This is a genomic window from Oerskovia sp. NPDC056781 (genome assembly GCF_042789955.1).
In the GTDB taxonomy this organism is placed as follows: Bacteria; Actinomycetota; Actinomycetes; order Actinomycetales; family Cellulomonadaceae; genus Oerskovia; species Oerskovia rustica.
The window spans coordinates 1-15,982 of the sequence record NZ_JBHUAD010000077.1; the positions used below are offsets into that span (position 1 = coordinate 1).

Here is a 15,982-nt window from a genome sequence, read left to right on the forward strand (position 1 = left end):
GAGCAGCTGTCGTCGATCGGCTCGATCGACGACAGCTGCTCCGCACTCGGCGTGTTGGTGGGTCTCAGACCGCCCGGCGCACGATCGTCCGGCCTGCGACGCCTGCGAGCAGCGACCACACGGCGACCCCGATGAGCAGGTTCACGAGCCCGGACAGCACGGCCGACGTCGTGTCCGTGGTCCAGGCGAACGGCAGCGCCGTGATGACGACGATCACGAGCGCCATGATCCAGCCGAAGAACGCCCGCGGGCGCGGCGTCGTGAGGATCAGCACGTGCAGCAGCCCCGCCGCGAGCAGGGCCAGGATCGCCCCGTCGATCGCGAACGCGGCCTGGTGCGAGGCGGTCGAGAAGATGTCCGGCGGCGGCACGAGCGTGAACGAGAAGATCCGTTCGAGGATGATCACGGCCACGAGGCCGATGAGCGCGGCCACCAGCGCCGTGGCGGCAGCTCCCGCCCAGAAGCGGCCGACCTCGACCGCGAGGCGGGGGTCCGCGGGGTTCACGGGCTCGTGGGGCGCAGGGAAGTCGGCGTGCGGGTCGGGCGGGACCGTGGGCGGGATGGCCGGCGGGACCCCCTGGGGATGGCCGGGGGAGCCGGGCGGGACGTTGCCGCGGGGCGGGAAGTTCGGGTCGCTCATGATGCGTCTCCTGTCGTTGCAGGCTGTCGTTCCGGGCGCTCGCTGGTTGGCGTGCTCAGTCCGTGGACACCGTTACATCCTGGCGGCTGCTGTGGCAGCATGTGTCCTGTGACACACCTCGTCTCCCACCTCATTATCGAGTAGCGCGCCCGGCCACCACACCGGACGCGCAAACCTCCCGCACCCTCGGGGGGTTTTTTTGTTGCCTGACACCACCCCGGTCAGGCATCGAAGCGCCGGGCACGAGCTTCACGAGAGCGACCGCCCGGCGCGTGGGACCGAGGAACCCCCGGCGAGCGCGGAAGCGGATCGCCCGATCCACCTAGAGTGGTCTCGCCCAGGCGGCACCGCTGGACCCCGAGATCTCCCCAGAGAGCGGCACGATGACTTCCCAGGTGAACCCCGTAGCTCCTGCCACAGCGAGCGCATCCTCGACGTTCCACGTCTACGACACGACCCTGCGCGACGGCGCGCAGCAGGAGGGCATGAACCTCTCGGTCGCCGACAAGCTCGCGATCGCCCCGCTCCTGGACGAGCTGGGCGTCGGGTTCATCGAGGGCGGCTGGCCCGGGGCCATCCCCAAGGACACCGACTTCTTCTCCCGTGCCGCGAAGGAGCTCACGCTCAAGAACGCGGTCCTCGCGGCGTTCGGCGCGACCCGCAAGGCCGGGATCAAGGCCGCCGACGACCAGCAGGTGCGCGCGCTCGTCGCGTCGCAGGCGCCGGTGATCACGCTCGTCGCCAAGTCCGACCTCCGCCACGCCGAGCGTGCGCTGCGGACCACCGGCGCCGAGAACCTCGCCATGATCACCGACACCGTCACGTTCCTCGTGGCCGAGGGGCGCCGGGTCGTCCTGGACGCCGAGCACTTCTTCGACGGCTACCGGTTCGACCCCGCCTACTCGCGCGCGGCGGTCGAGGCCGCGTTCGCGGCGGGGGCCGAGGTCGTCGCGCTGTGCGACACCAACGGCGGCATGCTGCCCGAGTGGGTCGGCGAGATCGTCACGGAGCTGCGTGACTCCGTCGGGATCCCGCACGGCCTCCACGCCCAGGCCGGCGACCCGCTGCTCGGGATGCACGCGCACAACGACTCGGGCTGCGCGGTCGCGAACTCGCTCGCGGCCGTGGCCGCCGGCGCCGCGCACGTCCAGGGGACCGTCAACGGCTACGGCGAGCGCACCGGGAACGCGGACCTCATCACGGTTGTCGCGAACCTCGAGCTCAAGCACGGCCGGAGCCTGCTCGTCGACGGTGGCCTGCAGGAGACCACGCGCATCGCGCACGCGATCAGCGAGATCACCAACATCTCGCCCTACGCGCGCCAGCCGTACGTCGGGGCCAGCGCGTTCGCGCACAAGGCCGGGCTGCACGCCTCGGCGATCAAGGTCGACCCGGACCTCTACCAGCACATCGAGCCCACGCTCGTCGGCAACGACATGCGCATGCTCATCTCGGACATGGCGGGCCGCGCGTCGATCGAGCTCAAGGGCCGCGAGATGGGCTTCGACCTCTCCGACCAGGCCGACGTGCTCTCGCGCGTGACGCACCGCGTCAAGGAGGCCGAGGCCCGCGGGTACACCTACGACGCGGCAGACGCCTCGTTCGAGCTGCTGCTGCGCGAGGAGATCGCGGGCGAGCGGCCGCAGTTCTTCCGGGTCGAGAGCTGGCGCACGATCGTCGAGCGGGCCGGGGGACGCGGCACCGAGGCGACGGCGGAGGCGACCGTCAAGCTGCACGCCGGAGGCAAGCGCATCGTCAAGACGGGCGAGGGCAACGGACCGGTGAACGCGCTCGACCACGCGCTGCGCCTCGCGCTGCGGCGCGTGTACCCGGAGATCGAGGCGTTCGAGCTGATCGACTTCAAGGTCCGCATCCTCGACACCGAGCAGGGCACGGACGCCATCACGCGCGTCCTCATCGAGATGACCGACGGGGCGACGTCCTGGTCGACGGTGGGCGTCGGGCCGAACCTCATCGAGGCGGCCTGGGAGGCGCTGACGGACTCCGCGATCTACGGGCTGATCCACGCGGGCGTGCAGCCGCGCTGAGCCCCCGCCCCGCGCACCTGCACCCACGTGTCGGGAGCGTGACCTCCGGGTCACGCTCCCTCTGACACGTCCGGGTGCCGGACCCGTCAGGGACGGGTGGCCGCCTCGAGCAGCTCGACGACGTGCACGTAGTCCTGCCCCGTCGCCCGGCTCAGGCCCATCTCGCAGGTCCGGTTGCTCGACGCGTACGCGTCCGGGGTGCCGTGGTCGCGTGCGTGTGCCGCGACCTCGGCGGCCTCGTCGCGCGTCGCCGCGGCGGTGAGCTCGGGGTGGAGCATCCCGCGGTCGCCGGCGAACCCGCAGCACCCCGCGTCGAGGGGGAGCACGACGTCGTCGGCCACCGCGCGGGCGACCGCCTCGAGGTCGCCGACGACCCCCAGGTGGATCGACGAGCACGTGGGGTGCAGGACGAGCGAGCCCAGCGTCGTCCCGGCGGCCCGGGGGGAGCGGCCGCTCGCCTCGAGCGCGGGCAGGACGTCGCTGCGCACGAACGTCACGGCGTCCAGGACGCGCAGCCGTTCGAACCGCTCGCGCGCCTCGCCGGCCAGGTGGGACCCGACCCCCTCGAGCCCGTGCGTGCAGCTCGACGCGTCCGAGACGACGGGCAGGCGGCCACCGTCGGTCGCGGCCCAGAGCGCGTCGAAGGTCCGCTCGGCCATCGCGGCGGCGCCGTCGGTCAGCCCCTTGGAGACCCAGGGCGTGCCGCAGCACAGGCCCGCGATCCCCGCGGGGACCGCGACCGTGATCCCGGCGCGCTCGCACAGCGCGAGGAACGCCGGGCCCACGCCGCCCGGGCTGGGGGAGGCCTCGGCAGGGGAGAAGAGCGAGCCCATGCACGACTGGAAGAAGACGACCGACGCGTCCGCCACGGTCCCGGCCGACGCCACGCGACGAGGTCCCGGCCCGGGCAGGTCCGACCCGACGAGCGGCACGACGTCCGCACCCAGCACGGCGCGCCCGACCTTCGAGGCCGCGGTCACGAGCGGGGTGGGCAGGCGGTCGACGACCCCGAGCGCCCCGCGCAGGCCGGTGACCGCGCCGCCCCAGTGCTCGGCCGCCGTGCGCCCGGCACGCTGGACGACGGCCCCGTGGCGCTGCGCGCGCCGGACCTTCATGACCTTGCCCGTGTCGATCCCGACCGGGCAGGCGGTCACGCACAGCGAGTCCACGGCGCACGTGTCGACGGCCGAGTACTCGTAGGCGCGCTCGAGCTCCGCGAGCTCGGACGGGTCAGCCGTGACCATCTCGCGCAGCAGCGCGATGCGCTGGCGCGGGGTCGTCGTGACGGTCCGCGACGGGCATGCGGGCTCGCAGTAACCGCACTCGACGCACCGGTCCACGACCTCGGCGAGTTCTCCCGCTGCCGGTTCCCCGACGGGCGGCACGAGCTTGAGGTGGGCCAGGTGCGCCTCGTCGTCGTCCGTGAGGAGCACGCCCGGGTTGAGCAGTCCGGTCGGGTCGCACAGCGCCTTGACCTCGCGCATCACGGCGTACAGGTCGTCCCCGAACTGCCGACGGACGAACGGCGCCATGATGCGGCCCGTGCCGTGCTCGGCCTTGAGCGAGCCGCCACGGTCGAGCACCAGGGTCACCATGTCCTCGGTGAAGGCCGCGAACCGGTCGAGCTCGCCGTCGTCGGACAGGCGTGGGGTGATCATGAAGTGCAGGTTGCCGTCCTTGGCGTGCCCGAACGTCACGGCGTCGTCGTAGCCGTGCCGCGCGAAGAGCCCACCCAGGTCGCCGACCGTCGCGGTGAGGTCGGGGACCGGGACGACCAGGTCCTCCAGCAGAGCGGTGCTGCCGGGTGCGCGAGCCCCGGCCACCGCGGTGTACAGGCCCTTGCGCACACGCCACAGGCGCCCGCGGGCCGCGGGGTCGCGCGTGAGCCCGGCAGGTGTCGCGAGGGCGAGGTCGTCGATGACGCGGCGGGCGGCCTCCTCGAACGGCTCGAGCGCGTCGGGGGACGTGGCCTGGTACTCGACGAGCAGGGCCGTCTGGGTCGTCGCGGCCGCGAAGGCCCGCATCGACGCGTCGGCCAGCCGGTCCGCGGCCGCGACACGGAGCGAGGCCGCGTCGAGCAGCTCGATCGCGCGCGCGCCCGAGGCGGTGATGCTCGCCAGGGCGTCGGTCGCGCGCTCGAGCGCGTCGAAGACCAGGAGGGCGGTCGAGGCCGCGGGCAGCAGCGGCACGGTCCGGAACGTCACGTCCGCCACGAACGCGAGCGTCCCCTCCGACCCGACGACCAGGTGCTCCAGGATCTTGACGGGGGAGTCGTGGTCCACGAACGCGTTGACCCCGTAGCCCATGGTGTTCTTCATGGAGTACTGGTGCGCGATCGTGGCCCGCATCGACGCGCTCGCGCGTACCCGGTCGCGCAGCTCGGCCAGGCCTTGGTGCAGCGCCGGCTCGAGGGCCCGCAGCCGCTCGTCCGCGTCCGGGGCGCCCGTGTCGAGCACGGTCCCGCTGGGCAGGACCAGGGTCATCGACTCGATCGTGCGGTACGCGGTGTCGACCGTCCCGCAGGCCATGCCCGAGGAGTTGTTGGCGACGACCCCGCCGATCGTGCACGCGATCTCGCTCGCCGGGTCGGGGCCGAGCCGCCGCCCGTGGCGCAGGAGCCGCCCGTTGACCGAGCGCAGCGTCACGCCGGGCTGGCAGCGCACGCGGGCGCCGTCGTCGAGCACCTCGACGCGCGTGAAGCGCGTGCGCGTGTCCACGAGCAGGCCCGCGCCCGACGCCTGTCCCGACAGGCTCGTCCCGCCCGAGCGGAACGTGACCGAGAGCCCGCGGTGACGGGCCTCGGCGAAGGCGGCGACGACGTCGGGCACGTCCTGGGCGCGGGCCACCGCCTCGGGGCGCAGCAGATAGTGCGACGCGTCGTGCGCCTGGGCGACCCGCGTCAGGAGGTCGGTCCGGATCTCGAGGGCCCGCGTCGTCGCGGCGGAGACGCTCATGCCCGGGCCTTGCGTTCCCCGTCGAGCCGGTGGGGCTGGACCGCGTCGTAGGTCGCCTTGAGGTTGGCGCTGGTCTGCTCGTACAGGCGCTGGGCCACGCGGACGAACAGGAAGTCGACGACCGCGAGCTGTGCGATGCGGCTCGACAGGGCGCCCGAGCGGAACTGCGTCTCGCGCGCCGTGGTGCCCAGGACGATGCCGGCCTCCTGCCCCAGGGGGGACTCGGGGAAGTTGGTGATCGCGACGGTCGTCGCGCCGCGCGCCTGTGCGATGCCGAGCGCATGGTTGGTCTCGACCGTCTGCCCGCTGTGCGAGATCCCGATCGCGACCGCGCCCGGGCGCAGGAGCGCCGCGGACTGGAGCTGGAGGTGCGGGTCGGGCGCGGCGAAGCACACGAGCCCGATGCGCTGGAGCTTCTGCGCGAGGTCCTGCCCGGTGAGCTGGCTCGACCCGACGCCGAACACGTCGACCCGGGGCGCGGCCGCGACGGCCGCCGCGACCTGCTCGAGCGCGCCGAGGTCGAGCATGCGCGCGGTCTCCTCGATCGTCCGCGCCTCGTGGAACGCGATCTTCGCGACGACGTCCTCGGCCGTGTCCGTCTCGTTGATCTCGCCGTGCGCGACGTTCGAGCGCTCGAGCTCCATCTCGCGGCGCGACGTGGCCTGAGCGAGGTCGATGCGGAACTCGGGGTACCCCGCGTAGCCGATCGCCCGGCAGAACCGCACGACCGTCGCCTGGGAGGCGCCCGCTCGCGCCGCGAGCTCGTTGATCGTGGACCCGACGACGGCGGTCGGGTCCGCGAGCACGGCCTCCGCGATCCGGGCCTCGGCCGGGCGGAGGGTCGGCAGGGCCTGCCGGATGCGGACGAGTCCATCACCTGTCATGTCGGATCTCCTGTGATCGGTGCGGGGTGGCCGGCGGTGGGGTCGTCGCTTCGGGGGCGGGCGCCGGTGGTGGGTGCGGGGTTCGGGGGAGAGCCCCCGAGGCTCAGCCACGGCTCGTGCGCGACGAGCGCGGCGGTGCCACCGGTGCGCCCGGCGGCCCCCGTGCTCTGGGCGCTCTCGGCGAGCAGCCGGGCCAGGTGCAGCGCGCCGTCGAGCGGGGTGCCCGCGGAGGGGACGAGCTCGGCATCGGGGCGCAGCGCGGCGAAGCGGCGCGCGAGCGCACCCGTCAGCGACGGGCCTGCTGCCAGGACGCCACCCGTCGCGGCGGCGAGCGGCGGCAGCCCGGGCACGAGGGCGGCCGCGAGCGACTCGGCCAGGTGCCGGCCGGCCTCGGTGAGGATCTGCACGGCCGCCGGGTCGCCCGCCGCGGCGGCCGCCGCGACGTCGGGCGTGAACGACCCGAGGACCTGGGCGCGGTCGGGGCGCGTGTAGAGCTGGGCGGGCCAGGTCGGGGCGGGGCCGAACCGCGCCGTGGCGGCGGCGAGCAGCGGGCGCGAGCCGCCCGTCGAACGGCCGTCGTGCGCGGCGAGCGCGGCCCGCAGCCCGTGGGCGCCGATCCACGACGCCGAGCCGAGGTCGCCGAGGAGGTGTCCCCACCCGTCGACGCGCTGCCAGGTCCCGGCGAGGTCCGTGCCCAGGGCGATGGTGCCCGTGCCGACCGCGACGACTGCCCCGGCCCGGCCGCCGAGCGCGCCGAGGTGGGCGGTCACGGCGTCGGCCGCGACCGCGGTGCGTTCGGCGCAGAGGCTCGCGCGGAGCGCGTCGTGGACGGCGGTCGGGTCCGGGACGAGGGTCGCGACGCCCGTCGCGCCGACCGCGGCGGAGGCGACCACGGGGGGCTCGCCGTGGGTCTCGGTCCAGGCCGCGACGAAGGCTGCGCCCAGGTCGTGCACGACCTCGGCGACGTCGCTGCCGTCGGGTCCGATCGCGACCGGACGTCCGGTGAGGGTTGTGTGGTGCGCCTCGGGGTCGAGGTCGGCATCGCTGCTGGGATCGCTGTCGAGCCTTGCCGCGACGAGGCGGCTGCCGCTCCCGCCGACGTCGATCGCGACGATCCAGCGGGGGGAGCCCGTCGGTGGCGTCGGGACGTCTGCACGGGCCTCCGGGCGGGCGGGGTCGAGGTCCTGCGTGCTGGTCACGCCTCATTGTGGCATGAAGTTTCACAATGGCGCCACCTTGCGGAGAAAAGTGCCACGGGGTTCACCCGGCCCTGTGCGCGGGACTCTCGCGGCGCCGTCGGCCAGGGTCCTCGACCGGGTCCTCGACCGGGTCCTCGACGGACCTCGGACCAGACCCTGTGCCGGGGCCTCGCCCGGGGCCTGACGCCCTGCTGCTTGGAGGCTACTCCTCCGTGTGGCCCAGGTCACCGGGTGTCCGGCGGTGCGGGCGACCCGTGGAGCGCTGACTCACGTCCAGGGGCACGTACCGTGGAGCCCATGAGAGGCGAGTACAAGGTTCCCGGTGGCAAGCTCGTGGCGGTCGACGTCGAGACCGACGAGGGGAGGCTGTCCCGCGTCGCGCTGAGCGGAGACTTCTTCCTCGAGCCCGACGACGCGCTCGACGACATCAACGCCGCCCTGACCGGGCTGCCCGAGACGTCGACCGTCGCCGACCTGACGCGTGCGATCGAGGCCGTGCTGACCGACGACATCACGATGGTCGGGTTCTCGCCCGAGGCCGTCGCGATCGCCGTGCGCCGCGCGCTCGGTCACGCGACCGGCTGGGACGACCACGTCTTCGAGATCATCCACGAGGGGCCCGAGCAGCCCGCGATGCACCTCGCGCTCGACCAGGTCCTCACCGAGGAGCTCGACGCCGGCCGGCGCGGTCCCACGCTGCGCATCTGGGAATGGGGAGCGCCCGCCGTCATCATCGGGTCGTTCCAGTCGCTCAAGAACGAGGTCGACCCCGAGGGGGCCGCGAAGCACGGCATCACCGTGGTCCGCCGGATCTCGGGTGGAGGCGCCATGTTCGTCGAGCCCGGCAACACCATCACGTACTCGTTGACCGTCCCGGCCTCGCTCGTCGAGGGCCTGAGCTTCGAGCGCTCGTACGCGTTCCTCGACGACTGGGTGCTGGGGGCGCTCGCCGACGTGGGTGTGAACGCCACCTACAAGCCGCTCAACGACATCGCGTCCCCCGCGGGCAAGATCGCGGGCGCCGCGCAGAAGCGCCTGCGCGGGGGAGCGGTGCTGCACCACGTGACCATGGCCTACGACATCGACGCCGACAAGATGCTCGAGGTCCTGCGCATCGGTCGCGAGAAGATGAGCGACAAGGGGACCAAGAGCGCCAACAAGCGCGTCGACCCCGTGCGCTCGCAGACCGGCATGGCGCGCGGGGAGGTCATCGAGGCCTTCAAGGCGCACTTCCGGTCGCGGTACCGCACGGTCGACGGCGCGGTGACCGCCGACGAGCGCGCACAGGCCGAGGAGCTCGTGCGCACGAAGTTCGGGACCGAGGAGTGGACCGCGCGCGTGCCGTGACGCGGTGGCCCGGGTCGCGGTCGGGACGCGGTCACGCGCCCGACCGCCGCCGGGGCTCGCGCCGTCAGGTCGCCGAGGTCACCAACTGGTCACAACTTCGCGACCGGCTTCCCTCTGCCCGTCGTTGGCGGTAATCTTCACGAACACCCAACCTGATGTAAGTTTGTTTCAGAGTCGAAGGGTGCCGACGATCCGGCGCCCCCACGAACGATCAGGTCCGCAGGGACGAACGGCTGGCCGCGACGCGGCAGCCGACCAGAAAGGAAGTCACGGCATGCAGCGACGCAGCACGGTGGCCGTCACGGGCACCCTCCTCCTGGCGCTCGGCCTCACCGCGTGTGGCGGTGGGGACAACAGCGGCGGCGAGGCCACGGGGGACGCAGCCTCCGCCGACCACACCGGCGAGACCCTCACCGTCTGGATCATGGAAGGCACCAACCCCGACGGGGACGCCTTCTTCGACGAGGTCACCACCGCGTTCAAGGAAGAGACCGGCGCCGACCTCCAGATCGAGTTCCAGCCGTGGGCCAGCGCCCACGACAAGTTCACGACCTCCATCGCGGGCAACACCACGCCCGACGTCGCCGAGCTCGGCACCACCTGGACCGGTGAGTTCGCCGACGTCGGTGCCCTGTCCGACCTGACCGACCGGATCAAGGACGCGGGCCTCGAGGAGGACCTCGTCCCCGGGCTCGTCGAGTCCGCGACGCTCGACGACGCGCAGTACGGCATGCCCTGGTACGCCGGGGTGCGCTCGGTCATCTACCGCAAGGACCTCTTCGAGGCGGCCGGCATCGCGATCCCGACGACGTGGGCCGAGCTCCAGGCCGCGGCCGAGACGCTCAAGGCCGCGAACCCGGGCCTCATCCCCTTCCCGATCGCCGGTGACTCCCAGTACGGCGCCATGCCCTTCATCTGGGGTGCGGGCGGCGACCTGGCCGTCAAGGACGGCGACACCTGGAAGTCCGAGATCAACTCCGCGGACTCCGTCAAGGGTCTCGAGTTCTACACGGGTCTCGCGACCGACGCGGGCCTGTCGACCGCGGCGGCGACGACCTGGAAGGAGACCGACCTCCTGTCGAACTTCGAGCAGGGCAACGTCGGCATGATGATCTCCGGCAGCTGGACCCCGGGCAAGATCCTCACGGACGTCCCGGACATGGCCGACAAGATCGGCGCGTTCCCCATCCCGGGCGAGACCGACGGCCTGTCGGACTCGTTCCTGGGCGGGTCGCACCTGGGTGTCTTCGCGGCCAGCGAGAAGCAGGACCTCGCGTGGGAGTTCGTCGAGATGATGACGACCGGCAAGTTCGCGCAGGAGTGGGGCAACCAGTCCGGCTACTTCCCCGGCCAGACCTCGCTCCTCGAGAAGGTCATCGAGGAGAACGACCCGCTCGTCGCGCCGTTCGCCCAGCAGATGGTCGAGGCCGGCGCCTCGGTCCCGGTGACGCCGCTCTACGGCCAGATCCAGGGCAAGAAGACGGTCGAGACGATGCTGCAGTCGATCCTCTCGGGCAGCGCCACGGTGCAGGAGGCCGCCGACACCGCGGCCGCCGACATGAACGAGTCCTTCGGGTCCTGACGAGCCCATGGCAGATCTGCACCAGGTTCCCGGCGCGTCGGCCGACCAGCTGACGCGCCGGGCCCCGGCCCCGGCCCCCTCCTCCAGCCCGCGCCGCGGCGTCGGCCGACGTGGCATGCAAGTGCTCGGCCACAAGTCGCCGTTGCGTCCCTGGCTGCTCCTGGCCCCCGCGCTCGGCGTCCTCGGCGTCCTGCTCCTGTGGCCTCTGGCCCGCGTCGTGATGATCTCGCTGCAGGACTACGGCCTGCGGCAGATCGCCTCGGGCGAGTCGAACTACATCGGCTTCGATAACTACGCCGCGATCTTCGGCGACTCGTTCCTGTGGACCGTCGTCCTGCCCAACACGATCGGCTTCGCGGTCGCGTGCGTGGTCCTGACGGTGGTCCTGGGCACGGCCGTCGCGCTGTTCCTCAACAACCTCGGGACGCTCTGGCGCACGGTCTGCTCGACGGCGATCATGGTCGCCTGGGCCGTCCCGGCCATCACCGGCACGTACGTGTGGATCTGGATCTTCGACCCGCTCAACGGTCTGGTCTCCTCGGTGCTCGACTCGGTCGGGCTCATCGACCCGGCGACCACGAACTGGTTCACCGAGCGTCTGAGCTTCTACGCGATCGCGACCCTCAACGTCGTGCACCACGGATTCCCCTTCGTCGCGATCACGGTCCTCGCGGGCCTCCTGACGATCCCCAAGGAGCTGCACGAGGCCGCGATGATGGACGGCGCCACGCCCTGGCGCCGGTTCTGGACCATCACCGCGCCGATCCTGCGCCCCGTCTTCGCGGTCGTGACGATCCTGTCGACCATCTGGGACTTCAAGGTCTTCACGCAGATCTACCTGATGCCCGGCGGCAACGGCGGCAACAAGGAGGTCTTCAACCTCGGCGTGTGGTCGTACATCCAGTCCTTCGCGCAGGGCAAGTACGGGATGGGCTCGGCGATCGCCGTGCTGCTCACCCTGATCCTGCTCGGGATCACCGTCGTGTACATGCGCACCCTGTTCAAGGAGGAGGAGCTGTGAGCGCCCTGACCGGTACCCCGTCCAGCACCCCGCCCACGGCCGGCCGCACGGGTCGCACGGAGCCCGCATCGATCGACGGAAGCGCCCCGCGCGCCCCGCAGGTCCTGCGGGTCAAGGCGCGCAAGCGTCCCCTGCCCACCGTGGGCAAGGTCGTCGGCATCGTCGCGCTGCTCGCCTTCGCGCTGTTCCCCGCGTACTGGATGTTCTCCTCGGCGATCGACCCCGAGGCCGCGACGCGTGGCGCGCGGATCCTGCCCGCCGGGGTCACGTGGGACAACTTCGTGACCGTGATCGACGACGGCGGGTTCGGCCACTACCTGCGCAACTCGATCGTCGTCGCGATCGGCGCGGTCGTGTTCTCGTCGGTGCTCGCGCTGCTCGCCGCGGTGGCCGTGAGCCGCTTCACGTTCCGCTTCCGCAAGTCGATCCTCGTGCTCGTCCTCATGGTGCAGATGGTGCCCCTCGAGGCGCTCGTCATCCCGCTGTTCCTCCAGATGCGCACGCTCGGCATGCTCAACTCGCTCCTGGGTCTGACGATCGTCTACATCGCCTTCTCGCTGTCCTTCGCGATCTGGATGCTGCGTGGCTTCGTCGCGGCCGTCCCGGTCGAGCTCGAGGAGGCCGCGTACCTCGACGGCGCCTCGTGGGGCCGCATGTTCTGGAAGATCCTGCTGCCGCTCGTCGCCCCCGGCGTGGTCGCCACGAGCGTCTTCTCGTTCATCACCGCGTGGAACGAGTTCATCTTCGCCCTGACGTTCCTGCAGCAGTCGGCCAAGTACACCGTGCCCATCGGCCTGCAGAAGTTCTTCGGCGAGAACACGACCGACTGGGGCGCCGTCATGGCCGCCTCGACCCTCATCACGCTGCCCGTGATCGTCTTCTTCGTCCTCGTGCAGCGCAACCTGTCCTCCGGCCTGACCGCTGGGTCGGTGAAGGGATGACCACCGTGCACCACGACGCGCTGCGCGCCGTCAACGGCGTCCTGCTCCCCGGTTTCACGGGGACCGACGCCCCGGCCTGGCTCCTCGCGGCCTGCGAGGAGGGGCTCGCGGGAGTCGTCTACTTCGCGTACAACACGCCCGACGTCGCCACGACCGCCAGGCTCTCGGCCCACCTCCACGAGGTCTCGCCCGACCTGCTGATCACGATCGACGAGGAGGGCGGCGACGTCAGCCGGCTCGAGGCCGTCACGGGGTCGAGCATCCCGGGGGCCGCGGCCCTCGGGACGGTCGACGACGAGGACCTCACGGAGCGCGTCGCGCTCGCCCTCGGACGGCTGCTCGCGGCGACCGGCGTGGACCTCGACCTGGCGCCCGTGCTCGACGTGAACTCCCGGACCGAGAACCCCGTCGTGGGCGTGCGTGCGTTCGGCGCGACGCCCGGGCTCGTGTCCCGGCACGGCGCCGCGTTCGTCCAGGGCCTGCACCGGGCGGGTGTCGGGGCGTGCGGCAAGCACTTCCCGGGGCACGGCGCGACCGACGTGGACTCCCACCTGTCGCTGCCCGTGGTCGACGACTCGCTCGAGACGGTCCGCGAGCGCGACCTGCCGCCCTTCGTGCGGGCCTTCGAGCCCGACGTCGACATCGACTCGATCATGACCGCGCACCTGCTCGTCCCTGCGATCGGTCCGCGACCCGTCTCGCTCGAGCCTGCTGCCGCCGCACTGGCGCGCAAGCTCGGTTTCGAGGGCCCGATCATCACCGACGCCCTCGACATGGGCGCGGTCACGGGCGGCGACGGGATCGGCGAGGTCGCGGTCCAGGCCGTCGAGGGCGGTGCGGACCTGCTGTGCCTCGGCACGACGGTCGGCCGCGACGACGAGGCGCTGTTCCGCCAGGCGCAGTCCGCGCTCCTCGCCGCGGTCGAGGAGGGCCGGGTCACGATCGAGCGTCTCCAGGAGTCCGCGGCCCGCACCGCACGCACGGTGCGCCGGGTGCGCGAGCTCCAGGCGTCCGCGGGCGCGACCTGCGGCCCCGCGGAGGCGACGGCCGCGCTCGAGGCGCTCGCCGCCGTCGGGCAGGAGGCCGCAGAGCGGGCCGCGCGCGTCCACGGTCCCACCACGCACCTCGACCCGTCCGGCCCCGCGCCCGACGTCGTCGACCTGCGCCAGCGGTTCGACCACGCTGCCGGGCGCACCGCCCAGCACGTCCAGACCGCGCTCGTCGCAGCCTTCCCCGGCACGACCCTCCACGCCTTCTCCGACCAGGCCGGGTGGGAGGACGTGCTCGCCGCGGTCTCGGCCCGACAGGCGGACGCCCCCGCCCGCCCGCTGGTCGTCATCACGCGCGAGCCCGTCCCGGGCAGCCGCGAGGCCGGCATGCTCGACGCCCTGCGCGCCGCCCGGCCAGACCTTGTCGCCGTCCACACCGGCTTCCCCGACGCCGTCCCCGCCTGGTTCGGGGACCGGACCACCGTGGTCGTCGCCTGCGGCACCGGACGTGCGAACGCGCGCGCCGCCGTCGGGCAGCTGACCGCGCTCACCTCGGAGGTGACCCGATGATCGTCCTCGGCCTGTCCTCCGGCACGTCGGTCGACGCGATCGACGCGGCCGCCGCCGACTTCCACCTCGGCCCCGACGGGGTCCTGCGCATGCGCCCCCTCGGGCACACCGAGTACGAGTGGCCTGCCGCGCTGCGCGAACGCATCCTCAAGGCGCTGCCGCCGGCCGCGGTCGACATGGGCGAGGTCACGCAGCTCGACACGCTCATCGGGCAGGAGTTCGGCCGTGCCGGACGCCAGGCCATCGACGACGTCGCCGGCGGTGACGTCGACCTCGTCGCGTCGCACGGGCAGACGCTCTACCACTGGGTCGTCGGTGCCCGCGCGCACGGCAGCCTCCAGCTCGGCAACGCCGCCTGGATCGCCGAGCGCACCAAGCGACCCGTCATCAGCGACTTCCGCGTCGCCGACATCGCCGCAGGCGGCCAGGGCGCGCCACTCGTGAGCGTCCTCGACGCCCTGTGGCTCGGCCGCGACCCGCAGTCGCCCGACGGCGCGCCGGCCGGGCTGAGCGCAGCGCTCAACATCGGCGGGATCGCGAACGTCACGCTCGTCGGCGAGGTCGAGGCACCCGTGACCGGGTGGGACACCGGCCCCGGCAACTGCCTCATCGACCTCACCGCCCGCCGGCTCACGGGCGAGCCGTTCGACCGCGACGGCGCCCTGGGCGCCGCCGGGACCGTGGACCAGGCCGCGCTGCGCGCCCTGCTCGACGACCCGTACTTCGCGGCGAAGGCACCCAAGTCGACCGGCCGTGAGCTGTTCGACGCGACGTACGTGCCGCGCAAGCTCGCGTCCGTGCGCCCCGATCTCACCGGACCCGACCTGGTCGCGACCCTCACCGAGCTCACCGCGGTCACCATCGCGGAAGGGCTGCTCACGGTCGCCCAGTCGATCCCCGCCGACCGACGCAGCGCGAGCGACGCCGCCGAACCCCAGCGCGAGGTGCGCCGCGTCGTCGTCTCGGGCGGTGGCGCGCACAACCCGACGCTGCTCGCGCGACTGCGCGCCTACCTGCCGCGCGACTGCGAGCTCCTCACTGCCGACCAGCTCGGGATGCCCATCGACGCCAAGGAGGCGTACCTCTTCGCGCTCCTCGGCTTCCTGTCGGCGCACGGGGTCGCCGGCACCGCCAAGGGGGTCCAGCGCCGCCGCTCGACCGGGGCGCGCCGTGCCGCGGTCCTCGGCTCGCTCACCCCGCCCACCCCGCTCGTCTGGCCCGCGTTCACCGGGCCCATCCGCCGGCTCGTGCTGGCCAACACCCCGTTCGGGCTCGCCCCGATGCCGAAGGGAACGCACCGATGACCGACACACGCCCCGCGACGGACGCCGGACCGGCAGGACTCACCTCCTCCGACGACGACTGGCAGGAGGTGCTCCGGCTCGCGTCGCCGACCGAGGACCGCAACCCGCGCACCACGGACATCGACCTGCTGCCCACGGCCGAGGTCGTACGGCGCATCACCGACGAGGACGCCGGGGTCGCCGACGCCGTGCGTGCCGAGGCCGACCGCATCACCGCGGCCGTCGACCTCGCCGTGGCCGCGCTCCGCAGCGGCGGGAAGGTCCACTACTTCGGCTCCGGCACGTCGGGGCGCCTCGGCGTCCTCGACGCGGTCGAGCTCCTGCCCACGTACGGCGTGGGGGACGAGTGGTTCGAGGCGCACCTCGCGGGCGGCGCCGGCGCGATGATGCTCGCGGTCGAAGGAGCCGAGGACGACGTCGAGCTCGGACGGCGCGACGCCGACGGCGTCCGGGCCGGCGACCTGGTCGTGGGGCTCGCGGCCAGCGGCCGCACCCCCTACGTG

General features: G+C 72.9%; 12 protein-coding genes. 8 read left to right on the forward strand and 4 right to left on the reverse strand.

Going from position 1 to position 15,982, the window contains the following annotated elements; translation table 11 throughout:
- Positions 1-64 precede the first annotated feature (64 nt).
- Entirely contained in the window at positions 65-640 is a 576-nt protein-coding gene (locus ACFRCR_RS08940) for a DUF6069 family protein (protein ID WP_377676886.1), read from the reverse strand.
- A gap of 383 nt (positions 641-1,023) precedes the next feature.
- On the opposite strand from ACFRCR_RS08940, the gene cimA reads away from it, so the two are divergent.
- Positions 1,024-2,688 (forward strand): citramalate synthase, encoded by a 1,665-nt coding sequence (cimA, locus tag ACFRCR_RS08945; protein ID WP_377676888.1) that lies wholly within the window; start codon positions 1,024-1,026, stop codon positions 2,686-2,688.
- Between the two features lie 86 nt (positions 2,689-2,774).
- Here the strand turns inward: cimA and ACFRCR_RS08950 are convergent, their stop codons facing one another.
- Genes ACFRCR_RS08950 through ACFRCR_RS08960 form a run of 3 tightly spaced genes read right to left on the reverse strand, consistent with a single transcriptional unit; the run spans position 2,775 to position 7,725 of the window.
- The gene (locus ACFRCR_RS08950; RefSeq protein ID WP_377676889.1) at positions 2,775-5,642 is read right to left on the reverse strand and encodes an FAD-binding and (Fe-S)-binding domain-containing protein; all 2,868 of its coding nucleotides are present in this window, start codon (positions 5,640-5,642) and stop codon (positions 2,775-2,777) included.
- Positions 5,639-6,526 (reverse strand): MurR/RpiR family transcriptional regulator, encoded by an 888-nt coding sequence (locus ACFRCR_RS08955; RefSeq protein ID WP_030152170.1) that lies wholly within the window; start codon positions 6,524-6,526, stop codon positions 5,639-5,641. Before ACFRCR_RS08955 ends, ACFRCR_RS08950 begins: the two co-directional genes overlap by 4 nt.
- Positions 6,523-7,725 carry an N-acetylglucosamine kinase gene (locus ACFRCR_RS08960; protein ID WP_377676891.1) on the reverse strand — a complete coding sequence of 401 codons (1,203 nt, stop codon included), beginning with the start codon at positions 7,723-7,725 and terminating at the stop codon, positions 6,523-6,525. Before ACFRCR_RS08960 ends, ACFRCR_RS08955 begins: the two co-directional genes overlap by 4 nt.
- A 297-nt stretch (positions 7,726-8,022) precedes the next feature.
- Here ACFRCR_RS08960 and ACFRCR_RS08965 point away from each other — a divergent pair, with 297 nt between their 5' ends.
- The 7 genes from ACFRCR_RS08965 to ACFRCR_RS08995 all read left to right on the forward strand — a co-directional run.
- On the forward strand, positions 8,023-9,072 hold the full coding sequence (locus tag ACFRCR_RS08965) for a biotin/lipoate A/B protein ligase family protein (protein ID WP_377676893.1): 1,050 nt from the start codon (positions 8,023-8,025) through the stop codon (positions 9,070-9,072).
- Positions 9,073-9,346: 274 nt separating this feature from the next.
- Positions 9,347-10,654 (forward strand): sugar ABC transporter substrate-binding protein, encoded by a 1,308-nt coding sequence (locus ACFRCR_RS08970; protein WP_377676895.1) that lies wholly within the window; start codon positions 9,347-9,349, stop codon positions 10,652-10,654.
- 7 nt (positions 10,655-10,661) lie between these two features.
- On the forward strand, positions 10,662-11,675 hold the full coding sequence (locus ACFRCR_RS08975) for a carbohydrate ABC transporter permease (protein WP_377676896.1): 1,014 nt from the start codon (positions 10,662-10,664) through the stop codon (positions 11,673-11,675).
- A 104-nt stretch (positions 11,676-11,779) separates the two neighbouring features.
- On the forward strand, positions 11,780-12,616 hold the full coding sequence (locus ACFRCR_RS08980; RefSeq protein ID WP_377676903.1) for a carbohydrate ABC transporter permease: 837 nt from the start codon (positions 11,780-11,782) through the stop codon (positions 12,614-12,616).
- Positions 12,613-14,175: a glycoside hydrolase family 3 N-terminal domain-containing protein gene (locus ACFRCR_RS08985; RefSeq protein ID WP_377676897.1), complete on the forward strand. Its 1,563-nt coding sequence runs from the start codon at positions 12,613-12,615 to the stop codon at positions 14,173-14,175. The genes ACFRCR_RS08980 and ACFRCR_RS08985 overlap by 4 nt, the downstream gene beginning before the upstream one ends.
- Positions 14,172-15,479, forward strand: coding sequence for an anhydro-N-acetylmuramic acid kinase (locus tag ACFRCR_RS08990; protein ID WP_377676899.1), 1,308 nt, complete (start codon positions 14,172-14,174; stop codon positions 15,477-15,479). The genes ACFRCR_RS08985 and ACFRCR_RS08990 overlap by 4 nt, the downstream gene beginning before the upstream one ends.
- The coding region (locus tag ACFRCR_RS08995) for an N-acetylmuramic acid 6-phosphate etherase (protein ID WP_377676901.1) at positions 15,476-15,982 on the forward strand (507 nt) is incomplete at its 3' end. The genes ACFRCR_RS08990 and ACFRCR_RS08995, both read left to right, overlap by 4 nt.

Coding starts and splice junctions, on each gene's coding strand:
- ACFRCR_RS08940 (WP_377676886.1), bottom strand. CDS start 640: ATGAGCGACCCGAACTTCCCGCCCCGCGGCAACGTCCCGCCCGGCTCC.
- cimA (WP_377676888.1), top strand. CDS start 1,024: ATGACTTCCCAGGTGAACCCCGTAGCTCCTGCCACAGCGAGCGCATCC.
- ACFRCR_RS08950 (WP_377676889.1), bottom strand. CDS start 5,642: ATGAGCGTCTCCGCCGCGACGACGCGGGCCCTCGAGATCCGGACCGAC.
- ACFRCR_RS08955 (WP_030152170.1), bottom strand. CDS start 6,526: ATGACAGGTGATGGACTCGTCCGCATCCGGCAGGCCCTGCCGACCCTC.
- ACFRCR_RS08965 (WP_377676893.1), top strand. CDS start 8,023: ATGAGAGGCGAGTACAAGGTTCCCGGTGGCAAGCTCGTGGCGGTCGAC.
- ACFRCR_RS08970 (WP_377676895.1), top strand. CDS start 9,347: ATGCAGCGACGCAGCACGGTGGCCGTCACGGGCACCCTCCTCCTGGCG.
- ACFRCR_RS08975 (WP_377676896.1), top strand. CDS start 10,662: ATGGCAGATCTGCACCAGGTTCCCGGCGCGTCGGCCGACCAGCTGACG.
- ACFRCR_RS08985 (WP_377676897.1), top strand. CDS start 12,613: ATGACCACCGTGCACCACGACGCGCTGCGCGCCGTCAACGGCGTCCTG.
- ACFRCR_RS08990 (WP_377676899.1), top strand. CDS start 14,172: ATGATCGTCCTCGGCCTGTCCTCCGGCACGTCGGTCGACGCGATCGAC.